The sequence below is a fragment of the Antarctobacter sp. genome (assembly GCF_965277915.1).
Taxonomy (GTDB): Bacteria; Pseudomonadota; Alphaproteobacteria; order Rhodobacterales; family Rhodobacteraceae; genus Antarctobacter.
Map to the genome: position 1 here is coordinate 1,210,758 of NZ_OZ255849.1, position 25,836 is coordinate 1,236,593.

Consider the following 25,836-nt stretch of genomic DNA (forward strand, 5'->3'; position numbering starts at 1 on the left):
GGATGCGTTGGCGACTCGTTTCTGGCGAAAGCCGCCGGCGCCACCATCCAGGAGGGGGGATGGTCGCATGGAGCACAGCATGAGTCGGCGTGACCAGTCCGACGACCGGGACACGGCGATACGGTTCCTCGTAGAAGCGGCGCTCAAATCCGTTGCAGACAATCGCAGAATCCGGTCTCCGCAATCCAAGGATGACTGGATTGATCGTCTCTGCGAAGAGATCATGTCCGAGTCGGAGACCAGCCACCAGGCGGTCATCTCGTCACTGATCGCAACCGGAGTGACCTCGGAAGAGGTGCTGACTGACTACGTGCCCGCCGTGGCCCGACGGATCGGCGAACTGTGGGTGCAGGACAAGGCCACTTTTGTCCAGGTCACGATCGGCGCGGCGCGGCTGCAGGCCCTGTTCCAGAACCGTACCGACCTGCCCGGGGGCACATGGCTGGACCGTACCGTGCCGTTGGGGCAGTCGATCCTGATGATTCTGCCCGCGGTCGAGGATCACACTCTGGGCGCCTTCGTGGCCGCCGACCAGTTTCGCCGGCATGGGCTCTGGGTACGCATGGCGATCCGTCTTTCAAACGCCGAATTGCTGCGCGTCGTCGAAGAAGGCCGGTTTTCGATGCTCGGGATCTCTATGGCGACCTACAAATCTGTTGAAAACGTTCAGGAAATCATAAAGAATCTGAAGTCCGGCCTTGGTCGGTGCCCTCCGATCGTCGTGGGCGGCAAATATGTTGCTGATTCCGACGGTGTCGAGGTTCTGACAGGAGCTGACCTTGCGGTCCGGTCGGCGCGTGAGGCAATAGAGGGATGCGGACTTGCCACCGTGGCCAATTCGCTGACCGTCGACTCGCTTGCGTAGCTACTGCGTTAGGAGCTGGCGTATGTAAGACAAGTGAGGATGCACATTGACACGGCAGGATGCGCCATCGGAGTTCGAACACGTCGGCGTCTTGCCGGACGCGTCTTCGGTTGGCCAGATCATCGAGCACACCGCCGACATCGCCGTGCATATCGACGCCCGGGACACGGTCATCGGCATCTTCGTCAGTCCCGAATGCCCGGCCTTCGGATGCCTGGATCACTGGGTCGGCCGCAAGTTCGAAACCTTCCTGAACGTCGAAAGCAAGGTCAAATACGCCGCCCGCCGCGAGAGCCTTGCCGAAAGCCCGCAGCAATTCGGCGGTCCGCTTGAACTCAATCACTTCGACAATGCCGACTGGGAGTTCCCGGTGCGTTACGTTCCTCTGCCGGTCAATGGGGGAGAGACCCTGCTGCTGGTCGGGCGTGACATGCAGCCTGTGGCCGAGGTCCAGCAGCGGCTGGTCAACGAACAACTGGCCCGCGAGCGGGACAAGCAGCGCATCCGCAGCGCCGAGACCTTTTTCCGCGTGGTGCTGGAGGCGGCCGAGACACCGCTGATCCTCGTCGACCCGGACAGCGGGCGCATCCGAGATGCAAACAGCGCTGCCGCCGCCCTGCTGGGGGCCAAGCCCGACACGCTGCCCGGCAGCGCACTGAACCAAGCCTTTGAGGGGTGCCGCCGGTCGGAACTGATGGAGGCGCTGCAGGCGGCAGGGGGGCAGGACGACCGCCCCGGTATCGACCTTGTGGCGCGCCGCAACGACAAGCCCGTGGTCCTGTTCCCCGAGTTTTTCCGCGCCGCCGGAGAGCTTGGCCTGCTCTGCCGGCTTGCCCCGACCCGCGAGGAAGCCAGCGGCGGAACCGAGGCGGCGCAGGCATTGTCGACCCTCTTTGACGCCACCAGCGACGCCATCGTCCTGCTGGACGCCAATGGCATGATCCGCGAGGCCAACGAGGCGTTCCTCGTCATGGCCGATGCGGCGCAACTGCGTGACGTCAAGGACAGGCCCTTTTCAGATTTCCTGGTGCGCGGCGGCGTAAGCAGCCGCCTGCTGATGGACAGCACCCAGCGCGAGGGGCGCATCCGGAGCTTCATGGCGCAGTTCCGCAGTGTCGTGGGCACCCGCACCACCGTCGACATCTCGACCGCGCAACTGCGCAAGGGCGGGCGTGACCAGGGCATCGGGCTGATCCTGCGCGATGTCTCGGGCGGCGATATGGCGGTCGAAGCGGCCGCCGGGGCGGCGGTCAGCGAAGAGGCGCTCAAGAACGTCATGGACCTTGTCGGCACCGCCTCTCTCAAGGAGTTGGTCTCGGCCACCTCGGACGTGATCGAACGCATGTGCATCGACACCGCGCTGCAACTGACCAAGAACAACCGCGTCGCCGCCGCCGAGATGCTGGGCCTGTCGCGGCAGAGCCTCTACGTCAAGCTGCGCAAGTACGACATGCTGAACGGCGAACCCTCGGACGCCGGCTCGGGCGACCAGACAGGCCGATCGGGCTAGGCCGGCAGGGGGTCGGTCAAAGAAAACCCTTTCTCCGACTCGATGTGTGTAGTTTACTTGACGGTATGGATGTATCGTCAGGCTTACATGTTGCGCGCCGCGCCCCGCATCCGCGGGCGGTTCTGACCCTGGTCAAGCCGATCACCTGGTTTCCACCGATCTGGGCCTATCTCTGCGGCGCGGTCTCCTGCGGTGTCGCGGTCAACGCGGCGCCGGGGCAGGTGATCCTGGGCATGGTGCTGGCCGGCCCGGTGGTCTGCGGCATGAGCCAGGCCGCGAACGACTGGTGCGACCGCCATGTCGACGCAATCAATGAACCCGACAGGCCGATCCCCTCGGGGCGCATTCCCGGTCGCTGGGGGCTGTGGATCGCGCTGGCGATGACGCTGCTGGCGCTCTGGATCGGGTCATTCCTGGGGCCGTGGGGGTTTGGCGCGACGGTCTTTGGCGTGCTGGCCGCCTGGGCCTACTCGGCAGAGCCCGTGCGGCTGAAACGCTCCGGCATCTGGGGGCCCGGGCTGGTGGCGCTCTGTTACGAGGGATTGCCCTGGTTCACCGGCGCCGCCGTTCTTTCCGCCGGGGCGCCCTCGGCGCAGGTGATCGCCGTTGCGGCGCTCTATGCGCTGGGCGCGCACGGGATCATGACGCTCAACGATTTCAAGGCCCTGAAAGGAGACCGCCGGATGGGGGTGAACTCCCTGCCCGTCACCCTGGGGCCGGGGCGCGCCGCGCGGGTGGCCTGTGGTGTCATGACGCTGCCACAAGTGGCGGTGATCGCGCTTCTGACGCTCTGGGGCGCGCCGATGCTGGCACTGGTCATCGCGGCGCTGTTGGCGGGGCAGGTCTGGGCGATGACCGTCCTCCTGCGTGATCCCGAAGGCCGCGCGCCCTGGTACAACGGCACCGGCGTGCTGATGTACGTCAGCGGCATGATGGTTGCCGCCTTCGCCTTGCGGAGCCTGGGGGCAGGGGGATGACGCTGGGGTGGCTGTCGATTGTCCGGCTGGGACTGGTGCAGATGTGCCTGGGGGCAATCGTCGTGCTGACGACCTCTGTGCTGAACCGGCTGATGGTGGTGGAACTGGCCTTGCCCGCGGTACTGCCGGGACTTCTGGTGGGGCTGCACTACGGCATCCAGATCACCCGCCCGAACTGGGGGTTCCTGTCCGATATCGGTGGGCGGCGCACGCGCTTCATCATCGGCGGCATGGCGGTGCTGGGACTGGGCGCGATCGGGGCGGCGCTGGGCGTGGCCCTGTTCGACATCGCTTTTGCCGCCGCGCTGATACTGTCGATACTGTCATACGCGCTGATCGGGCTGGGGGTGGGGGCCTCGGGCACCTCGCTGCTGGCCCTGCTGGCCACGGCGACCGACCCGCGCCGCCGCGCTGCTGCCGCCACCATCACCTGGCTGATGATGATCGCGGGCATCGCGCTGACGGCGGGCGGCATCGGCGCGCTCCTGGATCCCTACAGCCCGGCGCTGCTGTTGCGCATCGTGGCGGGCGTCACACTGGGCGCGCTGGTGCTGACGGTGCTAGCCACCTGGGGAATCGAGCGGCGCCTGGCCCCGCCCGCGCCGCAGCCCGAACCGCCCTCGCTGATCGAGGGCCTGCGCGAGGTCTGGGCCGAACCGGACGCCCGCGCCTTCACGGTTTTCGTCTTTCTTTCGATGATCGCCTATTTCATGCAGGAGCTGATCCTCGAACCCTACGCGGGCCTCGTCTTCGGTTTCACGCCCGGACAGTCCACCACCTTGAGCGGCGCACAGAACGGCGGTGTCTTCCTGGGGATGCTGGCGGTGGGCGTGGCGGCGACGGGGCTGCGCATCGGCAGCCTCTGTGCCTGGGTCGTGGCGGGCTGCCTGGGGTCCGCGGCCAGCCTGGCGGCGATCACCCTGACCGGCGCCACGGGCAGCGTGGCGGCACTGATGCCGGCCGTGGTCGCGTTGGGCCTGTTCAACGGCATGTTCGCCGTGGCCGCCATCGGGTCGATGATGGCGCTTGCGGGACAGGGGCGCGGCGCGCGCGAGGGAACGCGCATGGGTCTCTGGGGCGCGGCCCAGGCCATTGCAGCGGGCTTTGGCGGGCTGGCCGGGGCGGCGGCGGTTGACCTGCTGCGCCTGACGCTGGTGCCCGATGCCTCTGCCTTCGGGCTCGTTTTCCTGGCCGAGGCCGGGCTTTTCATCCTTGCCGCGCTGATGGCGCTGCGGGTCATCCCGGACCGTCGTCACGTGGCGGTCCGGATCACGCCGGGGGAATAGATCATGTTCGATGTCATCGTGGTGGGCGGCGGCCCCGCCGGGGCCACCGCCGCCGAAGAACTGGCGCGCTCGGGTCACCGGGTGGCCCTGCTGGACAGGGCCGGGCGGATCAAGCCCTGCGGCGGTGCCATCCCGCCCCGGCTGATCGCGGATTTCGACATCCCCGACGATCAACTTGTAGCCAGGATCACCACGGCGCGGATGATCTCGCCCACCGGGCGGCGGGTGGATATCCCGATCGAGAACGGCTTTGTCGGCATGGTCGACCGCGCGCATTTCGACGCCTTCCTGCGCACCCGTGCCCGCCGGGCCGGGGCGCGGCTGTTCTCCGGAACCTTTCGCCGGATCACCCGCGACGCCGGGGGCGCGCAGATTGTCTACCGCGACAAGGCCAGCGGCGAAGAGCGCCGCCTTGGCGCCCGGCTGGTGATCGGGGCCGATGGTGCGCGCTCGCTGGTGGCCCGGGCCGAGGTGCCGGGCGGCGACCGCATCCCATATGTCATGGCCTACCACGAGATCATCGACGCCCCCGCGGCCTCCGGGCAATACGATCCGCGCCGATGCGACGTAGTCTATGACGGGCGGATTTCTCCGGATTTCTACGGCTGGGTCTTTCCGCACGGGGCCTCTGCCAGCGTCGGCATGGGGTCGATGGTGCAGGGGGTGGACCTGAAGCGGGCCACAGCGGACCTGCGCGCGGCCTCGGGGTTGAGCGCCTGCCGCACTCTGCGCCGCGAGGGCGCGCCGATCCCGTTGCAGCCGCTGGCGCGCTGGGACAACGGGCGCGACGTGGTGCTGGCAGGCGATGCCGCCGGCGTGGTCGCCCCCAGTTCGGGCGAGGGGATCTATTACGCGATGGTTGGCGGCCGCGTGGCCGCCACCGCCGCCGCCGCCTGCCTGGCCACCGGCCGGGTGCGCGACCTGCGGCTGGCCCGGCGCCTTTTCATGCGCGAGCACAAGACCGTGTTCCGGGTGCTGCAATCGATGCAGCGGGCCTATTACCGCTCGGACGAGCGGCGCGAGCGTTTCGTCTCGCTCTGTCATGACGTCGATGTGCAAAGCCTGACCTTCGAGGCCTACATGAACAAAAAGCTGGTCAGTGCCCGCCCGTTGGCGCATCTGAAGATCGGGCTGAAGAACCTCGCCCATCTGACCCGGCTGGTTCCCTCGGGCTATACCTAGGCGGGCAGGAGCCGCGCCTTTGCCCGCCGTCGGCGCGCTGGCCGGGCGGGGAAGGGCATCTGTCTTGGAAACCTGAAAACGGCGGCCGCCGGACGGATCGTGCCGGACCGGGGTGTCAATCCCGGTCCCTCGGGGCGTCGCCCCCTTGTTCCGCGCAGATCAAAAGGCCCCCGAGCGGGGTCGTGATCCGGTCTTCAGTGCTAGCGGGGCAGAGGGTGCGGCGGGCAGGTTGACGAAAGATGAGCGAAGCGCGCGTTGCGCACAGCGGGCCCAGTCGAAGGCCCGTGCCACCACCGCCCGCCAGCCGCGGTTCATCCCCTCGGGCAGTTGCTGCAGCAGGTGGGTGAAGATCGTTGTGCCGCTGGGACGTTGAAAGAAGTCCACCTCCGTGGTGATCCGGTTGCCGACAAAGACAAGCTGGTCAAACGTGCCGGCCCAGTCCGCCGGTGGCACCTCGCCCAGCGGGTGGTCGACCACGACGCCGGCGGAATTTGCCTGCACGCCGGGCGCCGCATGGACCTGCGCCAGCGGATAGGTCGAGGCCCAGCTGGCCAGAATGCCGTGGTGCAGGCCATTGGGGGCAACCAGGTAGCCGCGCCGGCCCCAGGTCGGTCAGCTCCTCGGCCAATGCAGGATCAGGCGCGATGGGGGGGTATCCAAAGCCCGCCGTCCGGCAGGCGGGCGACGCACATTCGGGTGGGGAAATCGAACCCGGCGGCGCCCCGGATCGGCGGGCCGTCAACAGTCCAGAGGTCCTGCCCCAGCGGGATCAGCCTTGTCATCGCGTGCCCTCAGCGGATGAAACAATGGGGTACTGCCTACGGCCGCCAGATCGGCTTTGCCAATCTGCCTTGCAGCCAGTGGCAGGGGCCCGCGGCTGCAAGCGCGGGCTCCTGCCGGGGGCGGCGTCAGATCGCCGCCAGTTCGCCTTCGAGGTCCTTCATCTCGGCCCCGCCGGCCATCAGGCGGCGGATCTCGTCGTGGCTGAGCTCGCCCGCCTTGCCCGCGCCGATCACCTGTCCCAGCGCAAGGAAGGTGTACCGGTCGGCCACAAGCTGCGAGTGGATCTCGTTGTGGGTGATGAAGATGATGGCGATGTCGCCGCGCTTGCGCACGCGCTTGATCGTCTTCAGGACCTCCATCTGCTGCTTCTGCCCCAGCGCGCTGGTCGGCTCGTCCAGGATCAGGACCTTGGCGCCAAAGTAGATGGCGCGGGCGATGGCCAGCGTCTGGCGCTGACCGCCGGACATGGTGCCCACCGCCTGGGTCGGATCGCTGAAGTCGATGCCGATCTTGAGCATCTCGTCATGGGCGATCTTGTCCATCTCGGCCATGCGCAGGGTGCCCAGCGGGCCCTTCAACTCGCGCCCCATGAAGAAGTTGCGCGTCACGCTCATCAGCTGGTTCACGGCAAGGTCCTGGTAGACCGTGCCGATGCCCGCGTCCGAGGCATCGCGGGGCGAGCGGAAGTTGACTGGCTTGCCCTCGATGTAGAGCTGGCCGGAGGTCGGTTGGTGCACGCCCGCCAGGGTCTTGATCAGGGTGGATTTGCCGGCCCCGTTGTCCCCCAGAAGGGCGTGGACCTCGCCCGGGTAGACCTCGAGGTTGACGCCGTTCAGGGCCATGAAGGGGCCGAATTTCTTTACGAGGTTTTCGACGCGGAGATAGGGTTCGGTCATGGCTCAGATCCCCCCGGTGATGCGCTTGCGGATGCGTTCGTTGGCAAAGACCGCGGCCAGCAGGACAAGACCCACGAAGACCCGGTAGAAGGAACCGTCGAGCCAGGGAATGTAGAAGACCGCGTTGGCCACCAGCCCGAAGGTCACGGCGCCGAAAGCGACCCCGATGACCGAGCCGAAACCGCCGGTCATCAGCGTGCCGCCCACGACGGCGATGGCGATGGCGTTCAGTTCCATCAGGTTGCCCTTGGCCGCATCGGCGGTGTTGGTGTCATAGACCTGGCAGGCCGCGAACATGGTGGCGCAGAAGGCGGTAAACATGAACAGACCGATCTTGACCTTGTTCACTGGCACGCCGTTGGCGCGGGCGCTGTCCTTGTTGTCGCCTGTGGCGTAGATCCAGTTGCCGATCTGGGTGCGCGACAGCACGAACCATGCGCAGAAGGCGATCACGATCCACCACAGGAACCGCGCGTCGAACCCGTCGACCCATTGTTCCCCGCGGCGGTTGATATTGCCGCCCAGCTGGAACCACAGGTCATAGACCCAGCCGAAGACCTCGCCGCCCAGGATCCAGGCGACCCAGCTTTCCTCCTTGAAATCGGGCAGGCCCGAGATCTGGGTGGACTGGTTGATGAGGCGGAAGCAGACCTCTGTCAGGCCGCGCAGGAAGAACAGGAAGGCCAGCGTCACGATGAAGCTGGACAGGCCCGAACGCACGACGATCGTTCCGATCATCCAGCCGATGAACAGCGTCATGCACATGGTCAAGACGAAGGCGGTAAGCGGTGTCGCCTCTCCCAACCCGAAGGGCAGCCCCCATTTCAGCATCATGGCCATCGACATGCCGGCAAATCCGATCATCGAGCCGATGGAGAGGTCGAATTCCCCGGCGATCATCAGCATGGCGGCGCCGGTGGCGATGATGCCGAACTGCGAGATGATGGCGATGTTGTTCTTCAGCCCCAGCGCGTTGAACGCCTTGAAGTCCGAGGCAAAGGTGATCGCGGTCACGACGACGAGCATGACGATGAAGGCCCCGGCCTCGGGGCGGCGCACAAGGCGCATGAAGGTGGTTTCCTGCGTCAGCCGGTCCGCTTCGCTGCGGTCAGACATGAGACCCCCCAGTATGTAAGGATGTATCGAAAAAGGGGACAGGTTTGGCTGCCTGTCCCCGCGATGTTTCCGAATGTGCCCGCGATCAGCGGTTCACGCCCGCCTGCGATTTCACGTCGGCGGCGTTCGAAGCATCCACGAAGCCCGGGCCGGAGGTCACGTTGGCACCCGGCAGCATGCCTGCGTTGGTGTTGTAGAGGTGCAGGACGATGACCGGCATGTAGCCCTGCAGGCGCTGCTGCTGGTCGATGGTGAAGGAGACGTGGCCCGCCTCGATCAGGTCCATCACGCCGGGCGACAGGTCGAAGCAGGCCAGGTGCACGTCGGCGCCCACTTCCTCGACCGCTTCCCATGCCGCTTCGCAGACGTGGGGGCCAACCGCCATCAGGCCGTCGATGCTTTCATCCGCCTGCAGGGCGGCGGCGGTGCGGGTCTTGATCTGGGTGACGTCGTTCGACACGTCGATCTGGTTCAGTTCCTGCCCGAAGGCGTCGAAATAGCCGGTGCAGCGATCCACCAGCGCGGTGTTGTAGGCTTCCTGGTTGAGACACAGGCCGTTGGTCACGCCTTCTTCCTTGGCGCGTTCGCCCGCGGCCTTGCCGGCGTCGTATTCCGGTTGGCCGACATGCATCAGCGCACCGACATCCTTGGAGTTCTCAAGCCCCGAGTTGATGGTGATGACGGGGATGCCCGCATCGACGGCATCGCGGATCGCGCCGCCAAGCGCATCTGCATCGGGCAGCGAGACGATGATGCCGTCCGGGTCGGTCGCGGCGGCGGCTTCGATCAGCTTGGCCATGGCCGACATGTCGCCGGAAGGATCGAAATTGTATTCCAGCGTTGCACCGACGGCGGCGGCGGCATCCTTGGCGCCTTTCTCGACCACCGGCCAGAACGGGTCGGTGCCCTGGGTGTGGGTGATCATGACATAGCGTTCGGCCGCAGCGGCAGAGGCCATCGCCGCGATGGCAGCGGTGGCAAGCAGGGTCTTTTTCATGGTGTCTCCTCCATTGGACAATTGCCCGTTTTCCCGGGCATTTGGTGCGGATCGGCTCTCTTCCGGAGCTGCTCTCCGGTTGAAAGCCTAGCAACGCCCCGGGGAGTTGTCAGCAATGAATGATGCCTCCTCCCGTCCCCCCGCGGCGGGTGGCGTTATCGCTAACGACCGAAGGTGGCTGCGTCGAGGATTTCGGCTGTTTCAGTGGTCAAATTCCCTCATGGATGAGGGGCTGTGACGCCGCATCCTGAGAGGATTCCATCATTTCAGGCCGAAGGGGCGAAAACCCTTGCGTCGCGGCCGATGATCGGCGGCGCGGCGTTCAGCGTCTCGATGGCGAAACCGGCGGCGGCCTTGTAGTCGGCCAGAAAGGCCTCGCGCTCGTCCGGGGGGATCACGCTGTCGATGTCGTCGAAATGCCCGCCGCAGCGTTCTTCGACGAGGTTGAGCAGGCCAAAGGGACCGGCGCCGCGATTGCGCAGGATCAGCCTGGACACCGGGTCGCAAAGGCGCGCGTCATAGGCCCTGAGCGCATCGGGGCGGACACCGTGTTCCAGCAGGCTTGCGCCCAGGGTGCGGGCGTCGATCACCGCCTGGCTGGCCCCGTTCGACCCGGTGGGATACATCGCATGGGCCGCATCCCCCATCAATGCCACGCGGCCCTGCACCCATGTCGGCACCGGGTCACGGTCGATCATCGGGTTTTCAAAGGCGCGCGAAGCGCCCCGGATCATCGTCGGCACGTCCAGCCAGTCATAGCGGAACTGGTCGAAATGATGCACGAAACTGTCGATCGGCACCTCGCGGAACCAGCCGGTTTCGGTCCAGTCCTCGTCCTCGCCCAAGGTGCGTTCGGCAATCCAGTTGATCTCGGCCAGCCCGTTCTCGTCGGGGGCGGAGATCGGGTAGATCACCATCCGGTGCCGGTGCGTGCCCAGGCCGACAAAGCTCGACCCGGTGCGGATCGGTTTCGCCCGCGTGGTGCCCCGCCACATCAGCGCGCCGCCCCAGTGGATCGGCGGCTGGTCGGGATGCATCTGGGCGCGGATCGCGGAATGGATGCCCTCGGCCCCGATCAGCAGGTCGGCGGTATCGGTGCGCGTGCCCCCGGCGCATTCCAGGTGCAGCGTCGCGCTGTCCTCATTCTGGGTATAGCCGGCCGCACGGCAGCCCGTCTGCACCGCGTCGGGGCCCAACCGGTCCAGCACGAGATCATAGAGCGCCATGTGGAACCGGCCCCGGTGGACCGCGTATTGCGGCCAGTTGTACCCGGCCTCCAGCCCGCGCGGTTCGGAATGGATGTCGGCGCCGCTGAGCCCGACCAGCGCCCATTCGCGGGCCGGGACACCGCAGCGGTCCAGCAGTTCCTGGCCGATGTCGAGGTCGAACAGCTCGCGCACCGCGTTGGGTTGCAGGTTGATGCCGACGCCCAGCGGTTTGAGTTCGCGCACCGCCTCGTAGACGGTGCAGGACAGGCCGATCTGGTGCAGCGTGAGCGCGGTGACAAGACCACCGATGCCGCCGCCTGCGATGATGACACGGGTCATTGCGCTCTCCGTTTCTGGGCGCTGAACTGGTATGCCAGAATTTCAGCCGAAGCAATTGGTTGCTACGCAAGGGAGAATGGCGTGCTGTCGCGCACAGCTTGTGGGTGTGCAGGCGCAGCGAGAGGCCTTGATCTGCTCCATCAGGGCCAGCAACCGCAGCAGGTGATCGCGCGTCCGGGCGCGCCATTCGCGCCGGGGCGTAGAAGTACGCGCGCCGCCAAGTCGTCCAGCGCCAGCGTTCCGGCGCGGATCTTTTAGGTTAGCGTATCGGCGACCTGGACCGCGAACTTCTGCATCCAGAGCGCACGGCGGGAGGAAGCGTGGCTCATCCGTTGCCCTCCGCGCGGCCTCCGTGTCGGATCGAGGCCAGCAGCGACAGGCCGATCAGGCAGGCGCCCAGGAGGCCGGTGATGACTTCGGGTACATGGGGCCGCGACTGGGCGAACATGATGATCGACAGCACGAGCACGGAATAGAAGGCGCCGATGCCCAGCCCGTTGGCGATCAGGAACAGGTTCTGCGTCAGGGCAAAGTCGCCGACCACCCCGTAATAGCTGAACGAGGTGTCCAGCACCTAGAGGTAGAGAAAGGTCAGCAGCCCGCAGACCGGGGCAAAGAGGACCGCGACGCCCTGACTGGCCGGAAGGCTGACGGTGACCCCCACGGCGACGGCCAGAACAAGTGCAACCTCAATGCCGCGAATCCCGGACCAGTCGCGCAGACGGCTTTCCAGTGCCTTCACCGGGTCGACTTCTTTTTCCTCGTCCATGAAATAGCTCAGCGCGACCATCATCAGGAAGGTGCCGCCGAAGGCCGAGATCGACAGATGCGCGCCTTCCATGATCTGGGCGTATTCCTGCGGCTCGCGCGGCGAGGATCAGCGCCTCGTTCGGCCCGGTGGCGGGGGCAAGGCAAAAGCCGCGCGCGGTGCCCGTGATGACCTGCGCGCCGAATGAGTATTTTTGGAGAGAAGAAGCCCCGGGTGGTGTCAGAGGTTCAGCAGGCGCTTGGCGTTTTCCTTGAGGATCAGCGGGCGCACCTCGTCGCGGATGTCCAGATCCTCGAAATCCTTGAGCCAGCGATCCGGCGTGATGGCGGGCCAGTCGGAGCCGAAGAGCATCTTCTTCTTCAGGATCGTGTTGGCGTATTGCACGAAGATCTTCGGGAAATACTTGGGCGACCAGCCGGACATGTCGATGTAGACGTTGGGCTTGTGCTGGGCGACCATCAGACCCTCTTCGGTCCAGGGAAACGAGGGGTGCGCCAGGACGATGGGCGTGTCCGGGAAATCCACCGCCACGTCGTCGACATGCACCGGGTTGGAGTATTTCAGACGCATCCCCATGCCGCCGCGCATCCCCGAGCCGACGCCGGTCTGGCCGGTGTGGAACAACATGACCGCGCCTTCCTCGGCAATCGCCTCGTACAGGGGATAGGCCCAGCGTTCGTTGGGGTAGAACCCCTGCATCGTCGGGTGGAACTTGAACCCCTTGACGCCGAATTCCTTGACCAGGCGCCGTGCCTCGCGGGCGCCGGCCTTGCCCTTGGAGGGGTCAATGCTGGCGAAGGGGATCAGGATGTCGTCGTTCTCGGCGGCGATCTGGGCCACTTCCTCGTTCGAGTAGCGGCGGAACCCGGTTTCGCGTTCGGCATCGACCGGGAAGATCACCGCGCCGATCTTGCGCTCGCGGAAATACTCGGCCGTCTGCTGGACCGAGGGCAGCATCCCCGAAGCGCCCGCCGGGTTCTTGAAATACCTGGCCATGCCGGCCTGGAATTCGTCATAGCCATCGTCGCGGGGACCGCAGCAGGGCTCCTCGGCATGGGTGTGGATGTCGATGGCAACCAGGTCGTCGAGGTTCATCATGGTCTCTCTCCTATGCCTTCGGTCAGCTGGTGGGCGCCTGCACCTTGGCGGCGCGCTTTTCCAGGAAGTCCTTGAGACGCTGTTTCGCCTCGGGCGTCATGGTGGCCAGCGAGGCCACCATCGCCTCGGTGAACAGCCCGTCGTCGGCGGACATGTCCGCGATGCGGGGCAGGGCGTTGAGGATGGCGTAATTGGTGAACTCGGCGTTTTCCGCCATGCGATGCGCGATCTCTCGGGCGCGGGACAGGGCCGTGCCGTCCTCGACGACATAGGACACGCCGCCCCAGCGTTCCATGTCACTGGCCGAGACAGAGCGCCCGGTCAACATCATGTCGCCCATGCGCGCAGGGCCGATCAACCGCGAGATGCGGACCGAGCCGCCGCCGCCGACAAAGATGCCGCGCGTGCCCTCTGGCAGGGCGAAAAAGGCGCTTTCCTCGGCCACGCGGATATGGGTGCTGGAGGCCAGCTCGAACCCGCCACCCACGGCCGCGCCGGTGATGGCGGCGACAAACGGGATCTCGCCCAGTTCGATGGTCTCGAAGGTGCGGTGCCAGAGGCGCGACCCCTTGACCGCCTCGAAGAGCGGTTTTTCGGAATGTTCGGCAAGGTCCAGCCCGGCGCTGAAGTTCTTTCCATGACCGTGGATCACGCCCGCGCGGGCCTCTGCCGTGGCGCGGGCCACGGCCTGGCCCAGTGCGATCACAAAGCGGTCGGACAGGGCGTTGCGCTTGTCCGGACGGTTCAGCCCGATGACGGCGATGTCGCCGTCCAGTTCATAGGTGATCAGGCCGTCGCCCATCGTTTCCGGTTGTGCCGTCATGTCGGAAAACTCCTCCCCAGGGTGCCGCGCTGGCGGCAAGTTAGTTTCCAAGTAAACAATTTTCGCCGATGGAGTCAATCGGGCTTGCGCTTTGGGAGGGTGGCATAACCGCTTTTCCTTGCGGTTCTTCTGGTATACCAAACTGGCGAAACGAGGCGCCGGGGAGGACGCATGAGTGATCTGAAACTTGCCGCGGGCATGTCGCGGCTGGGCACCGAATCCGCATTCGTGGTTCTTGCGCGGGCCGGCAAGCTGGCCGCCGAGGGGCGCGACATCATCAATCTTGGCATCGGGCAGCCCGATTTCGCCACGCCCGACCATATCGTCGAGGCCGGGATCAAGGCGCTGCGCGATGGCCACCACGGCTATACGCCCGCCAACGGCATTCCCGCGCTGCGCGAGGCGGTGGCCGCCGACTTGCACCGCCGGCATGGCGCCGAAGTGAACCCCGACAACGTGGTGGTGGTGCCGGGCGGCAAGCCGACCATGTTCTTTGCCGTTCTCATGTTCGGCGAACCGGGGGCGGAGATCATGTATCCCAACCCGGGCTTTCCGATCTACGAAAGCGTCATCAAGTACTCCGGCGCCACGCCGGTGCCCATCGCGCTGAAGGAAGAAAACGATTTCGCCTTTTCCGCCGAAGAGGTACTGGGCCAGATCACCGAGAAGACGCGGCTGATCATCATCAACTCGCCCGCCAACCCGACCGGCGGCGTGACGCCCAAGGAAGAGATCGACAAGTTGGTGGCCGGTCTGGCCGATCACCCGCATGTGGCGCTGATGTCGGACGAGATCTATTCCAACATGCTTTACGGCGGGCGCGAGCATGTCTCGCTGCTGAACTACCCGGAAATCCGCGACCGGCTGATCCTGCTGGACGGCTGGTCCAAGACCTATGCCATGACCGGCTGGCGGATCGGCTACGCGGTCTGGCCCGATCAACTGGTCGACCATGCCACGCGGCTGTGCATCAACGACCATTCCTGCGTGAACGCCGCGACGCAATACGCCGGTATCGCCGCGCTGGACGGGCCGCAGGACGCGGTGCGCGACATGGTCGCCGCCTTCGACGAGCGCCGCCAGGTCATCGTCCGTGAATTGAACGCGCTGCCCGGCGTGCGCTGCGCCGATGCGGCGGGCGCCTTTTATGCCTTCCCCAATGTCGAGGGCACCGGGTTGACCTCGAAAGAGGCCGAGACACGCTTTCTCGAAGAGGCGGGCGTGGCGACGGTGGCGGGGACATCCTTCGGCGCCTGGGGCGAGGGCTACCTGCGGTTCTCCTATGCCAACTCGACCGAGAACATCCTGGAGGCGCTTTCGCGCATCCGCAAACTTCTGTGACGAAAGGCCAAAGCCATGAGCGATACGCAACTGCTGATCTGCGGCAAGAGCTTCAATCAAGACGAGCGTGACCGGCTGAGTACGGCCTATCCGGCGGTGTATGTCGACGGGCCGGACGACATGGCGGGGCTGGATTCGACCCTGCGGGCCAGCATTCGCGCGGTGGCCTACAAGGGCCACGCGCCCTTTGGCGGGGACCGGATGGACCTGTTCCCGCAACTGGGGGTGATCGCCAATTACGGCGTGGGCTATGATGCCATCGACGTCGAGGCCGCCAGCGCGCGCGGCATCGCGGTGACAAACACGCCGGACGTGCTGTCGGATGACGTGGCCGACCTGGCGGTGGGGCTGATGATCGCGCAGGCGCGGACGATGATCCGCGGCCATGCACATGTCGCCTCGGCGCGCTGGGCGCAGGAAGGGGAGATCCCGCTCAACCGCAAGGTTTCCGGTTCGACCGTGGGGATCGTGGGTCTTGGCCGCATCGGGCGCGAGATCGCCGACCGGCTGGCCGCCTTCAAGTGCGAGATCCACTATTCCTCGCGCACCGAGAAGGAGACACCGGGCTGGACCTATCATTCCGACGTGGTGTCGTTGGCGAAAGCGGTGGATTTCCTGGTGATCGCACTGGTCGGCGGAGCCGAGACCAAGGGCCATGTGACCCGCGAGGCGATCCAGGCGCTGGGGCCGCGCGGCGTGGTCATCAACATCTCGCGCGGGACGACCATCGACGAAGGCGCGTTGCTGGATGCGCTGGAGGCCGGCGAGATCGCGGGCGCGGGGCTGGATGTCTACGTGAACGAGCCCAACATCGACCCGCGGTTCCTGAAACTGGACAACGTTGTGTTGCAGCCGCACCAGGGGTCGGGGAGCGTCGAGACGCGAACCGCGATGGCGGAACTGCAGCTGGCCAACGTGGCGGCCTTCCTGAAGGGCGAGCCGCTGGTGACGCCGGTCAACTGAGGCCGCGCGGCGGGGCGAGCCCCGCCCTGCGCCACATGACCTGGGTCAAGGCAGGGCCGCGGGCGTTTCGGCATCCTTCGCGCGACAGGAGGGACGCCCATGAAGACGCTCATCGCCTATGCCTCGACCGAGGGGCAGACCCGCAGGATCGCCCGGTTCCTCATGGACCGGCTGGCCGATCAGGGGCATTCGGTCGAGCTGTTGCCCGTCGCGGAAGCAGGGGACATCGACCTCGCGCGGTTTGACCGGGTGATCCTGGCCGCCTCGGTCCACCTGGGGCATTACCAGAAGGAGATGGGCGAATTCGCGGCCCGGCACGGGGCCGCGCTGGACCGCCTGCCGGTGTTTTTCGTGTCCGTCTCGCTGGCCGCTGCCGGACATGACGCCGAGGAATGGGCCGACCTCGACCGGATCGTGTCGGATTTTGCACAGGCGACAGACTGGCACCCAAGAAAGGTGCTGCAGGTGGCAGGCGCCTACCGGCCCTCCGACTACGACATCTTCCGCCGTTTCGTCATGCGCCGCATCGTTGCGGCCAAGGACCCGCAGGCCGATCCGGACAAGGATCGCGAATACACCGACTGGCAGGCCCTGGGGACGGCCCTCGATGACTGGATCGCGGCGAAGGGCTGACATTCGGCGGGCAGAATCGGTTAGGCTTCCTTCAAGGGCCCGCGACGGTCGGGTGAACAACGGGAGGAAGACCATGACTCAGCGCAGCACCGAGGGTCGGGGGCGCCGCTATGACAGCGTGCTCGACACGATCGGAAACACACCTGCGATCCGCATCAACCGCATCGCGCCAGACCATGTCACGGTCTACGTCAAGTTCGAGGCCTTCAACCCGGCGGGCTCGGTCAAGGATCGCCTGGCAATCGGTATCATCGAGCAGGCCGAACGGGACGGAACGCTGAAACCGGGGCAGACGGTGGTCGAGGCGACCAGCGGCAACACCGGTATCGGGCTGGCGATGGTCTGCGCCGCCAAGGGCTATCCGCTGGTGGTGACCATGGCCGAGAGCTTCTCTGTCGAGCGACGGCGGCTGATGCGGTTCCTGGGGGCCAAGGTCGTGCTGACGCCCAAGGCGCTCAAGGGGTTCGGCATGTATTCCAAGGCCAAGGAACTGGCGGAGGCGAACGGCTGGTTCCTGGCCAGCCAGTTCGAGACTTCGGCCAATGCCGATATCCACGAAAGCACCACCGCGCGCGAGATCATGGGCGATTTCGACGGTGAGCGGCTGGATTACTTTGTCACCGGTTACGGCACCGGGGGCACGGTCTCGGGTGTGGCGCGCGTTCTGCGCGCGGAACGCCCGGACACGAAGATCATCCTCAGCGAACCGGCCAATGCCGCGCTTGTGGGCTCGGGCTACACCAATACCCGCAACGAGGCGCATCAGCCCACCGAGAGTCACCCGAACTTCGAACCTCACCCGATCCAGGGCTGGACGCCGGATTTCATTCCCTGGGTGCTGCAGGAGAGCATCGACAAAGGCTATTACGACGAGTTGATCCCGGTGCCCGGTCCCGATGGCGTTGCCTGGTCGCGGCGGCTGGCGGCGGAAGAGGGGATCTTTACCGGGATCTCCGGCGGCGCCAGTTTCGCCGTGGCGATGAAGGCGGCAGAGAGCGCGCCCGAAGGTTCGGTCATGCTGGTCATGCTGCCCGACACGGGTGAACGTTATCTCTCGACGCCCTTGTTCGAAGGCCTGCCCGAGGACATGACCGAGGAGGAACGGGCAATTTCGCTGTCGACGCCCACGGCCCAGATGGCCGCGGAATAGGACAGGAACGGGTCCCCGTACCAAGGCCGGGGCCCTGCCAGCCGGGGCGCCAAAACCCCGGCTGGTCGACGTGGTGAGGCGGACGACGAACTTGCGGCCCCGGTCAACCGATCAGATGGACCCGGCTTCGACCATGTAGTTCGACGCGGTGCACATGGCGCTGTCGTCGGAGGCCAGGAAAAGTGCCATGCGGGCCAGGTAGACCGGTTCGATCAGGTCCGGCAGGCATTGCCGCTGGCGGTGCTTGTCGATCGATTCCGGCGTGACCCAGAGTTCTTTCTGCCGTTCGGTCATAATCCAGCCGGGCACGATGGCGTTGACGCGGATGCTATGCTCGCCTAGGTCGCGGGCCATCGTCCGGGTCAGCCCGTGCACGGCGGATTTCGCCGTGGTGTAGGCAGGCATGCCGCCGCCCGCCTCCCACCAGCTGTTCGATCCCATGTTGATGATCGACCCGCCGCCGGCCTCGATCATGCCGGGTGCGACGGCCTGTATGGCAAAGAACTGGTGGCGGATGTTGGTGGCCATGCGCTCGTCCCAGTACTCGGGGGTGACGTCCTGCCAGCTGTGGCGGTCGTCGCGGGCGGCGTTGTTGACCAGCACCGTGGCGGGGCCAAGGGCCTCGGCCAGGCGGGCGAAGCTGGCCTTGAGCTGGTCGATCTCACGCAGGTCGCAATAGTCGAAGAGGACCTCGCCATCGGTCTCGGCGGCGAGTTTCTCGCCGGCCTCGCGGTCGAAATCGACAAAGCCGGTGCGCGCGCCCTGCGCCGCGAAGGCGCGGACCATCTCGGAGCCGATGCCCGAGGCGCCGCCGGTGATGAAGACGGTCTTGCCCTTGAGGCTTGGGTAGATCGCGAAGTCTGGCATGCTGTTCTCCGTGGTTGGTGGGGCAGGGGGCGCTGATCGGCCGTTGTTTGCACCCAGAGAAACAACTTGGGTTGCGTCGTGCTCAAGCGCCGTACGAAAAGCCGACAGCGCTTGCCAGCTGAACTGACATTTTTGGTTTTAGCGCTCATATAGCCGCCAGGCAAACTATTCGCACGCGCTCAAGCAGTTCCGCCGCAACCGCCCAGAACCTCCGCAAACAGGCCAAGATCTTTCCTGCACCGCAGCAACCTCGGAAAGCCTGACAGGAAAGGCGCTCGCGCACGAAATAGATACCACTTTCTGCGTCAGCAACACGTTGTTTTTCCAAAGAATCGGCGGAAATCGGGCTTTCGCTGCGGTCGCGAGTACGTCGCTTTCGGACATCGGAAGCCGCCATTCGCGCAGCGGGCCCGCTTCATCTGAAGTATTGTTGGGTATGGCGGAGGCGAGATTTCTCTGCGATCGCGGCAAGGTCACCTCGCGACGTCTGAGCCGACAAGAAACAACCGTGAATGCTGGGAAGAATGGACATCGCTTGTGAGCGCGAAGGGAGTGTGATTCAAGTTCAACTGCTTAGGGTCTGGACTCATTGAGTTTCAAAGCCAGTAGATGACGGCTGCGGCGAGAGCGATGGCTGATAGGAAGACCTTCGGGCATCTGTCGTACCGGGTCGCAACACGCCGCCAGTCCTTCAGCCTGCCGAACATGATCTCGATCCGGTTGCGCCGTTTGTAGCGACGCTTGTCGTACTTTACAGGTTTCTTGCGCTGCTTTCGACCGGGGATACATGCGCGTATCCCTTTGTCTTGCAACGCTTCTCGGAACCAGTCGGCATCATAGCCGCGGTCACCAAGCAACCAATCGACGTTCGGCAGGCTGCTGAGCAAGGCGCGCGCCCCGATGTAGTCGCTCACCTGTCCGGCGGTCACGAACAGATCAAGCGGGCGTCCTTGGCTGTCGCAGATGGCATGCAGCTTGGTGTTCATGCCGCCCTTGGTGCGACCAATCAGGCGCCCACGCCCCCCTTTTTGACGCCCATGCTGGTCGCTGTCCGGTGGGCCTTGAGGTATGTCGCGTCGATCATGACTGTCTTCGTCTCACCGTGTTCAGCAGCCAAACCAGCCATCATTCGGGCAAAAACGCCTTTATCACTCCATCGCTTCCAGCGGTTGTAGAGCGTCTTGTGTGGACCATAGGCTGCAGGCGCATCGCGCCATCGTAACCCATTGCGGTTGATAAAGATAATCCCACTCAGCACACGCCGATCATCGACGCGGGGTTTGCCGTGGGACTTCGGAAAGAAAGGCTCGAGACGCGCCACCTGGGCATCGGTCAGCCAGAATAGATCAGACATGTTCACCGCTCTTTTTCGAACCGTGAATCACGACACCCCTCTGAAATCAATGGGTCCTGACCCTAAAAGAGGCTGGCAAAGCGAATTGGACTGAGCCGACCGCCAAGGATGGCTATCAATGCACCATATTCCGGACCAAGTAAGCCGCATCGCATCGAATTGCCATGCACGATTCAGGCAGCAACCCGCGACCAAAGATCCCTGACGATTTCTCGAATATTTAGCGCGTCCTCCCATCTGTCGGATAAATCGTCGCCGTCGGGGCCGGAGATGGCATAAGGTTTCGGCCCAAGTTCCACGGTGAAGGTCAGGCTGCCGCCGGGGGCACCCCGCGCCAGCCAGTCGCCGAAGCCCATTGCCCACCACGCCGCGAACTGGTCGACCCAGGGTTTGTGATAGGGGAAGCCGATCTCGATCTGGATCTGTTCGGCGCTTGAGACGCGCCCGTGAAATCCCCGCGCATGGCGCATGATACGGGCGATCATCGCCTGATTCACCGGCGAGATCGGCATGGTCATTTCCTGACCGCAGACATAATGCGACAGGTCGGCCAGCAACGGCAGGTCGCCCAGCTTGTCGATCATCTCGCGCGTTGACCAAAGGTCGTTGGTCATCATGCCGCGGTGGGTCTCGACCAGCACCGGGACACCGTATTCCCTGGACAGTTCTTGCCATCCTGCGAGGATCGGCAGGCTGGAGGCGACATCGTAGGGGCGCACGTCCGGCTGGATGGTCAGGTGATGGATCTTGTGCTCGGCGGCCAGTTCCAGCGCCGGGCGCAGGTCGTCGATGTCACGTGGAAAGGCCTGACCTTCGATGACAAAGCCACGGTCGCGCGCCTGCCCGATCCATTTGTCCACATCGGCGCGGGTGTGGAAATGGGTGCAGATGCCATCGAACCCGGCATTTGCGATCATCTCGAACTTTTCTTCGGTGGACCATTCCATGCCATCAGACTGGTGCCGCTCCATGCCCCAGAGCGATTGCAGGATGTGAAGATCAGGCATGACAAATTTCCATGAGTGAGGCCGCCGCGCCGTGGCACGGGCGGCGACAGTGGTGTGTGAAGGGCATCGGGACGGGCCGATGTCAGCCGTTCACCGTTTCCATGAAGGCGACGAAGTCTTCGTCCTTGATTGCGACGCTATGCTCTGGTCCCGGGTAGCCACCGGCGTCCACGTCGGCCTTGAAATCCTTCATCGCTGCGACGCGTTCGGCCTGTAGCCGGGCCAGTTCCGGGGCGAAGTTGCGATAGACCTTGCCGTGGCGCGGCTTGTGGTTCTTGCCGTAGCCGCAGATATCCTCGGTAAAGAGGTATTGCGCGTCGGCGTATTTTCCCGCGCCCATGCCCAGCATGATGAGCGAGGAGTTCTCGGTCAGGAATTTCGCCACCCGGTCGGGGACGACCTCCAGCTCTGCCCCGAAAACGCCGATCTCCTCCAGCTTTTGCACGTGCCGCCAAAGCGCCAGTGCCTCATCCGCCGTCTTGCCCACCGCGCGCCAGCCGGTCCACGTGATGTAGGACGGAATCAGCCCGATATGGCCAACCACCGGGATGTGATTGTCACAGAGCACCTTCTGGATGTCGTATGACGCCGAACAGTAAACGCAGTCGCCGCCCAGCGCAGAATAATGAAAGGCCGCGCGCAAATAGTCCTCGGCGGTGGCAAGGGGACGCCCGTTGAACTGCCCCCAGCCGCCGTAAGGCAGGCCAACCTGCACAAAGCAGTCACCAGCGGCGGCGCGCATCTCGGCATCAAAGAACCGGCCCTCGATCGACAGCATGTGAATGCCTGCCTCGGCGGCGGCGGCGGCTTCGTCCGGCGTGGTGACAAACAGCATCGAGATTTTCTCGCCGCGCCTTTTCATTGCGCGGATATCTTCGACGTGGGGGCGGTTGTGGTACATCTGTTCCTCCTCGGCCTTGGTCAGGCGGCTTTCAACTGGCGTTTCAGGTTTTCGGCAGGGTCGGCCAGAACATGGGGATCGATCCGCGCGCCGCGTTCGATGAGCTTTTCGAAGATGCGGAGATCCTTGGCGATCCTGTTGCCCGGCCCGATCCCGGCGGCAGCAGAGAGGCGCCCGTCGGCGTCACACTGGAAGACGAGTGTCTTGTCATCGCCAGTTTCGCGGCAGCGGACGGGGCGGCCCATGTCGAACAGGCCCGCGACCTGCAGTGTCAGGTCGTATTGGTCAGACCAGAACCACGGCACCTTGGCATAGGCGTCCGAGCCGCCCAGCATCGCCGTGGCCACATGCGCGCCCTGATCCTGCGCTGCCTTCCAGCTTTCCAGCCGGATGCGCGTGCCCCGCCATTGGAAGTTGCAGCAATCTCCGGCGGCAAAGATATTCGGGTCAGAGGTGCGAAACTGCCCGTCCACGACGATGCCGTTGTCCACCGTGATCCCCGCCGCCTCGGCCAGCGCGGTCTCTGGCCGCGCGCCGACACCTGCGATGACCGCGTCGAAGTCGAGCGCGGTGCCATCGGCAAGCGTGATCCTGCGCGCATCGGCTGCCGCCACATCCGCGCCGGTCAGTAGGCGGGCGCCTTCGGCCCCGTGGCGATCTGCGACCCGCGCGGCGATCTCTTGTGGTACGGCCCGGCCCAGAACGCGCGGCGCGGCCTCGATCACCGTGACCTCGGCCCCGGCCTTGCGAGCGGTGGCGGCCAGTTCGAGACCGATGAAACCGCCGCCGATGATGCCGATGCGCGCACGCGGCCTCAGCTGGGCCTGAATGGCGGTGGCATCCCGGTCGCTGCGCAGCGTCAGGCAGCCCGCCATGCCGGGGAACAAGCGCGCCCGCGCGCCGGTCGCCAGAAGCAGGCTGTCATAGGTCAGGCAATCCCCATCCGCCAATGTCACGGACCGGGCAGCCGGATCGATCCCGGACACCCGCGCACCCAACCGAAGTGTGATTCCGGCGTCGGTATAGGCCGACGCGGGCCTGATGGCCTTTGGGGCGGCCTGCGGGTTCTTTGACAGCGGCGGGCGTTCATAGGGCAGCGCGGCCTCTTCGCCGATCAGCGTGATGGTGCCGTCAAACCCCTGTCCCCGCAGCGCAAAGGCTGCGCGCACGCCGCTTTCGCCGGCGCCTATGATCAAGATTGCTGTCATGGATCGGTTACCTTGTCAGGCGGCGCGCAGGCCGCGCGCGGGGTCAGATTTCGACGAAGACGCGGCCGTTCTCGACCTTGGTAGGATAGGTGTGCAGGTTCTCGCAGGCGGGCGGGGTTTCGACCTCGCCGCTGGAGGCGTTGAAGATCGAGGCGTGCTTGGGACATTCGATGGTGTTTTCCACTACCAGCCCGTCTTCAAGATGCACGTCCTCATGGGTGCAGAGGCCGTCGGTGCAGTAATAGTTGTCCTCGTGATCGCGGATGATAACGAAGGTGCGGCCGCCGTGATCGAAACGGATCACGTCTTCTTCGTCGATGTCGGTGGCGGCGCAGGCGTCGATCCAGTCGGCCATGATGGTTTCTCCCCTTGTTCAGAGCGTGATAGAGCGGTTTTCCTCCGCGCTTTGCCGCGCGGCATCGAGGATTTGCAGCGTGCGCACGCCGGAGGCAGCGGTCACCGGCGGCGGCGTGCCATCGCGAACCGCGCGGGCGAAGGCGGCATAGCAGTCGTGATAGCGGCCCTGTTCCGACGGAACGTGGGCCGCGCCTACGGCGGTGCGCAGGGTGCCCCAGTGGCTTTCGGGCTCATAGCCCCAGGCGTCGGGGGCCTGAACGGGCCGAATGCCTGCAAAGATCGCCTGCGCCTGCACATCCGTCCCGTGCGAGACGTAGGATCCTGCATCGCCGTAGGCGCGCAACTCGCGCTGGTCGAAATGGTTCAGCTTGCTGGCCGAGATGTGGCTATGCGGGCCGCCCTCATGCCGGAGCGTGATGGTGAAACTGGCGTCGGTGCGCCCCTCGGGCAGGTCGACATGGTCTAGCTGCGCGTCAACCGCCACGACCGGCCCCAAGAGCCAGACCATCTGGTCCACCAGATGTGAGCCGAGATCGCGCAGAAGTCCTCCGGTCGACCCGTGTTCCAAGGTTGCCGGATCGTCGAAATCCATCCGCGAATGCACGCGCCAGACGCGGCCCAGCCGACCGTCGGCGATCAGTTTTGCCAATGTCTGGATGTCGCTGTCGTAGCGGCGGTTCTGGTACACGCCCAGCACCACGCCCCGGGCGTTCGCCGCTTCGTCCAACCGCCGTGCGCCGTCGGCATTCGGGGCAAAAGGTTTGTCCGCGATCACATGCAGCCCGGCGTCGATCGCCTCCATCACCAGATCATGACGGGTCTGGGGCGGCGTGGTGATCGTGACCGCATCCACCTCGCCGCTGGCGATCATCTCGCCGAGGCTGGCATAGACAGGCTGTTCCGGCAGATCCGACCGCACCTTTGCAACCGTGCCAGGCGCGCGCGCCACCACCCCGGCCAGAGCGCAGCCTTCGGCGGCCTCGATAAAGGGGGCGTGAAAGTGCTGGCCTCCGGTGCCGTATCCGACAACGCCAATTCTCAACATGTCGAGCCTGCTTTCTGTCTGAAATGTGCGATGGGTTTTCAGGCTGCCGGAGCACCGGCCTTCTTGGCGTTCATGCGCTCTTTCTTGGCGCGAAAGCGGGCCTTCATCGCCTCGTCCGCCTCTTTCGAGCCGTCGTGCCAATAGCCGAACCATTTATCCAGCGGCACGATGCCGTCGGCGCCATAGTTCACCTCGAAATACTTGTGGTGCAGGTAGTGGCCGTAGGCGTGGCTATCGAGCGCGGTTTCGTCCGTCAGTTCAAGCTTGTCGAAGCCGATATGCCCGTTGATCGCGCCGTAGCCGACGATATGGCTGTTGAACATCATCACGATCGGGTTCGACGGGATGATGAAATGCCAGACGATCTCGGCGAAATAGAGCAGATGCTCGACCGGATGCATGGACAGCGAAGACCAGGGCGACGGGTTGATCGAGTTGTGGTGAACCGAATGGATGTGTTTGTACAGAAACGGCGAATGGATCAGCCGGTGAATGCAGAAGAAGTGGATCTCGTGGATCGCCGGCACGAGGAAGATCAGCAGCGTCAGCCACAGCCAGTTGTCCTGCCAATCCAGCCAGCCAAAGACATGGTAGCCGTTGGCGAAGGCCCAGAGCATCAGCACCTCGATCATCGTCCAGATCGGGATGCCCACAAGGAACGAGCGCAGGAAGTTGTCGAGGTTCTGGCTCTGGAACCAGAAGATGTCAGACGGGTTTTCAGACGGGAACTTGTGGTTGAACTTGAACCGTGTGCCCTGCTTGCGCCGCACGTAGTAAAAGAGCTCAATGGCGCCATACATCGCGAAGATGCCGACCATGTTCACAACCAGCAGCCACAGGGCCCAGCCCCAGGACAGCGTCTGCAGCGTTGCGACGTCGGGAATGACAAAGACCCAATAGAGCAGCGCTGTGGCCATGTGAAAGGCATTCCACGGCCAGATCAACTCGAACAGGTAATGCCCGACCTTGTTGAATCGGCCTTCCCAGAAAGGGGCCACTTTCAGGGTCTCGTTCGGCGCCCAGTTGCCGCGCTTGTCGCGGGTTCCGTATAGTGTGTCGTCCATGTTCTTCCCCACTCTTCGCCCCAAAGCGTGGCGCCGCATTAGACGGGCCGCTGTGAAAGGGTGAGCCTTGATCAGATAGATCGGATGAATTTCCGGG

At 64.9% G+C, this 25,836-nt stretch carries 25 protein-coding genes and 1 pseudogene; 9 read left to right on the forward strand and 17 right to left on the reverse strand.

The genetic code is table 11. The annotated features are described in order from the left end of the window. The first annotated feature begins 79 nt into the window (after positions 1 to 79). From ACQY5B_RS06680 to ACQY5B_RS06700, 5 genes are all read left to right on the forward strand, one after another. A complete protein-coding gene (locus ACQY5B_RS06680; RefSeq protein ID WP_420325854.1) occupies positions 80 to 865 on the forward strand; it encodes a cobalamin B12-binding domain-containing protein in 786 nt (261 codons plus the stop codon). Positions 866 to 911: 46 nt separating this feature from the next. Further along, positions 912 to 2,375 (forward strand): transcriptional regulator PpsR, encoded by a 1,464-nt coding sequence (gene ppsR / locus ACQY5B_RS06685; RefSeq protein ID WP_420325853.1) that lies wholly within the window; start codon positions 912 to 914, stop codon positions 2,373 to 2,375. Positions 2,376 to 2,440: 65 nt separating this feature from the next. Beyond that, the gene (chlG, locus tag ACQY5B_RS06690) at positions 2,441 to 3,352 is read left to right on the forward strand and encodes a chlorophyll synthase ChlG (RefSeq protein WP_420325852.1); all 912 of its coding nucleotides are present in this window, start codon (positions 2,441 to 2,443) and stop codon (positions 3,350 to 3,352) included. Next, positions 3,349 to 4,638, forward strand: coding sequence for a BCD family MFS transporter (locus ACQY5B_RS06695; RefSeq protein WP_420325851.1), 1,290 nt, complete (start codon positions 3,349 to 3,351; stop codon positions 4,636 to 4,638). The genes chlG and ACQY5B_RS06695 overlap by 4 nt, the downstream gene beginning before the upstream one ends. 3 nt (positions 4,639 to 4,641) lie before the next feature. Further along, positions 4,642 to 5,820, forward strand: coding sequence for a geranylgeranyl diphosphate reductase (locus ACQY5B_RS06700; protein WP_420325850.1), 1,179 nt, complete (start codon positions 4,642 to 4,644; stop codon positions 5,818 to 5,820). Positions 5,821 to 5,979: 159 nt separating this feature from the next. On the opposite strand, the gene ACQY5B_RS06705 is transcribed toward ACQY5B_RS06700, so the two are convergent. The 9 genes and pseudogenes from ACQY5B_RS06705 to ACQY5B_RS06745 form a co-directional block, all read right to left on the reverse strand. Further along, the gene (locus tag ACQY5B_RS06705) at positions 5,980 to 6,321 is read right to left on the reverse strand and encodes a hypothetical protein (protein ID WP_420325849.1); all 342 of its coding nucleotides are present in this window, start codon (positions 6,319 to 6,321) and stop codon (positions 5,980 to 5,982) included. Between the two features lie 134 nt (positions 6,322 to 6,455). Next, a complete protein-coding gene (locus ACQY5B_RS06710; protein WP_420325848.1) occupies positions 6,456 to 6,602 on the reverse strand; it encodes a hypothetical protein in 147 nt (48 codons plus the stop codon). 126 nt (positions 6,603 to 6,728) lie between these two features. Continuing rightward, the gene (locus tag ACQY5B_RS06715; protein WP_305971584.1) at positions 6,729 to 7,499 is read right to left on the reverse strand and encodes an ATP-binding cassette domain-containing protein; all 771 of its coding nucleotides are present in this window, start codon (positions 7,497 to 7,499) and stop codon (positions 6,729 to 6,731) included. 3 nt (positions 7,500 to 7,502) lie between these two features. Next, positions 7,503 to 8,615, reverse strand: a complete 1,113-nt coding sequence (locus ACQY5B_RS06720; RefSeq protein WP_420325847.1) for an ABC transporter permease — start codon at positions 8,613 to 8,615, stop codon at positions 7,503 to 7,505. An 85-nt stretch (positions 8,616 to 8,700) separates the two neighbouring features. Further along, positions 8,701 to 9,612 (reverse strand): sugar ABC transporter substrate-binding protein, encoded by a 912-nt coding sequence (locus ACQY5B_RS06725; RefSeq protein WP_420325846.1) that lies wholly within the window; start codon positions 9,610 to 9,612, stop codon positions 8,701 to 8,703. 266 nt (positions 9,613 to 9,878) lie between these two features. Then, positions 9,879 to 11,159, reverse strand: a complete 1,281-nt coding sequence (locus tag ACQY5B_RS06730) for a flavin-dependent oxidoreductase (RefSeq protein WP_420325845.1) — start codon at positions 11,157 to 11,159, stop codon at positions 9,879 to 9,881. Between the two features lie 325 nt (positions 11,160 to 11,484). Then, a pseudogene (locus ACQY5B_RS06735) lies at positions 11,485 to 12,000 on the reverse strand (DUF475 domain-containing protein). A gap of 147 nt (positions 12,001 to 12,147) precedes the next feature. Further along, on the reverse strand, positions 12,148 to 13,023 hold the full coding sequence (locus ACQY5B_RS06740; RefSeq protein ID WP_420328694.1) for an amidohydrolase family protein: 876 nt from the start codon (positions 13,021 to 13,023) through the stop codon (positions 12,148 to 12,150). A gap of 25 nt (positions 13,024 to 13,048) precedes the next feature. After that, positions 13,049 to 13,849, reverse strand: coding sequence for a crotonase/enoyl-CoA hydratase family protein (locus ACQY5B_RS06745; RefSeq protein WP_305971589.1), 801 nt, complete (start codon positions 13,847 to 13,849; stop codon positions 13,049 to 13,051). 171 nt (positions 13,850 to 14,020) lie between these two features. On the opposite strand from ACQY5B_RS06745, the gene ACQY5B_RS06750 reads away from it, so the two are divergent. The 4 genes from ACQY5B_RS06750 to ACQY5B_RS06765 all read left to right on the forward strand — a co-directional run bounded on the left by ACQY5B_RS06750 (position 14,021) and on the right by ACQY5B_RS06765 (position 17,936). Next, entirely contained in the window at positions 14,021 to 15,190 is a 1,170-nt protein-coding gene (locus ACQY5B_RS06750) for a pyridoxal phosphate-dependent aminotransferase (RefSeq protein ID WP_420325844.1), read from the forward strand. A 15-nt stretch (positions 15,191 to 15,205) separates the two neighbouring features. Further along, the gene (locus ACQY5B_RS06755) at positions 15,206 to 16,153 is read left to right on the forward strand and encodes a 2-hydroxyacid dehydrogenase (protein ID WP_420325843.1); all 948 of its coding nucleotides are present in this window, start codon (positions 15,206 to 15,208) and stop codon (positions 16,151 to 16,153) included. A 99-nt stretch (positions 16,154 to 16,252) separates the two neighbouring features. Further along, a complete protein-coding gene (locus ACQY5B_RS06760; protein WP_420325842.1) occupies positions 16,253 to 16,786 on the forward strand; it encodes a flavodoxin domain-containing protein in 534 nt (177 codons plus the stop codon). A gap of 73 nt (positions 16,787 to 16,859) precedes the next feature. Beyond that, the gene (locus tag ACQY5B_RS06765) at positions 16,860 to 17,936 is read left to right on the forward strand and encodes a PLP-dependent cysteine synthase family protein (protein WP_420325841.1); all 1,077 of its coding nucleotides are present in this window, start codon (positions 16,860 to 16,862) and stop codon (positions 17,934 to 17,936) included. Between the two features lie 111 nt (positions 17,937 to 18,047). Here the strand turns inward: ACQY5B_RS06765 and ACQY5B_RS06770 are convergent, their stop codons facing one another. The 8 genes from ACQY5B_RS06770 to ACQY5B_RS06805 form a co-directional block, all read right to left on the reverse strand. Further along, positions 18,048 to 18,803: an SDR family NAD(P)-dependent oxidoreductase gene (locus ACQY5B_RS06770; RefSeq protein WP_420325840.1), complete on the reverse strand. Its 756-nt coding sequence runs from the start codon at positions 18,801 to 18,803 to the stop codon at positions 18,048 to 18,050. 596 nt (positions 18,804 to 19,399) lie between these two features. Then, a protein-coding gene (locus ACQY5B_RS06775; RefSeq protein WP_420328558.1) for an IS5 family transposase occupies positions 19,400 to 20,157 on the reverse strand; the annotation gives its coding sequence in 2 pieces (ribosomal slippage) (positions 19,400 to 19,836 and positions 19,836 to 20,157; 759 coding nt in all). A gap of 173 nt (positions 20,158 to 20,330) precedes the next feature. Beyond that, positions 20,331 to 21,164, reverse strand: coding sequence for a sugar phosphate isomerase/epimerase family protein (locus tag ACQY5B_RS06780; protein WP_420325839.1), 834 nt, complete (start codon positions 21,162 to 21,164; stop codon positions 20,331 to 20,333). Between the two features lie 82 nt (positions 21,165 to 21,246). Then, positions 21,247 to 22,065: a 3-methyl-2-oxobutanoate hydroxymethyltransferase gene (locus tag ACQY5B_RS06785; protein ID WP_420325838.1), complete on the reverse strand. Its 819-nt coding sequence runs from the start codon at positions 22,063 to 22,065 to the stop codon at positions 21,247 to 21,249. Positions 22,066 to 22,085: 20 nt separating this feature from the next. Further along, on the reverse strand, positions 22,086 to 23,273 hold the full coding sequence (locus ACQY5B_RS06790) for an NAD(P)/FAD-dependent oxidoreductase (RefSeq protein ID WP_420325837.1): 1,188 nt from the start codon (positions 23,271 to 23,273) through the stop codon (positions 22,086 to 22,088). Between the two features lie 43 nt (positions 23,274 to 23,316). Beyond that, on the reverse strand, positions 23,317 to 23,628 hold the full coding sequence (locus ACQY5B_RS06795; protein ID WP_305971598.1) for a MocE family 2Fe-2S type ferredoxin: 312 nt from the start codon (positions 23,626 to 23,628) through the stop codon (positions 23,317 to 23,319). 18 nt (positions 23,629 to 23,646) lie between these two features. Then, entirely contained in the window at positions 23,647 to 24,675 is a 1,029-nt protein-coding gene (locus ACQY5B_RS06800; RefSeq protein WP_420325836.1) for a Gfo/Idh/MocA family protein, read from the reverse strand. Positions 24,676 to 24,713: 38 nt separating this feature from the next. Continuing rightward, positions 24,714 to 25,739, reverse strand: coding sequence for a sterol desaturase family protein (locus ACQY5B_RS06805; protein ID WP_420325835.1), 1,026 nt, complete (start codon positions 25,737 to 25,739; stop codon positions 24,714 to 24,716). Positions 25,740 to 25,836 lie beyond the last annotated feature (97 nt).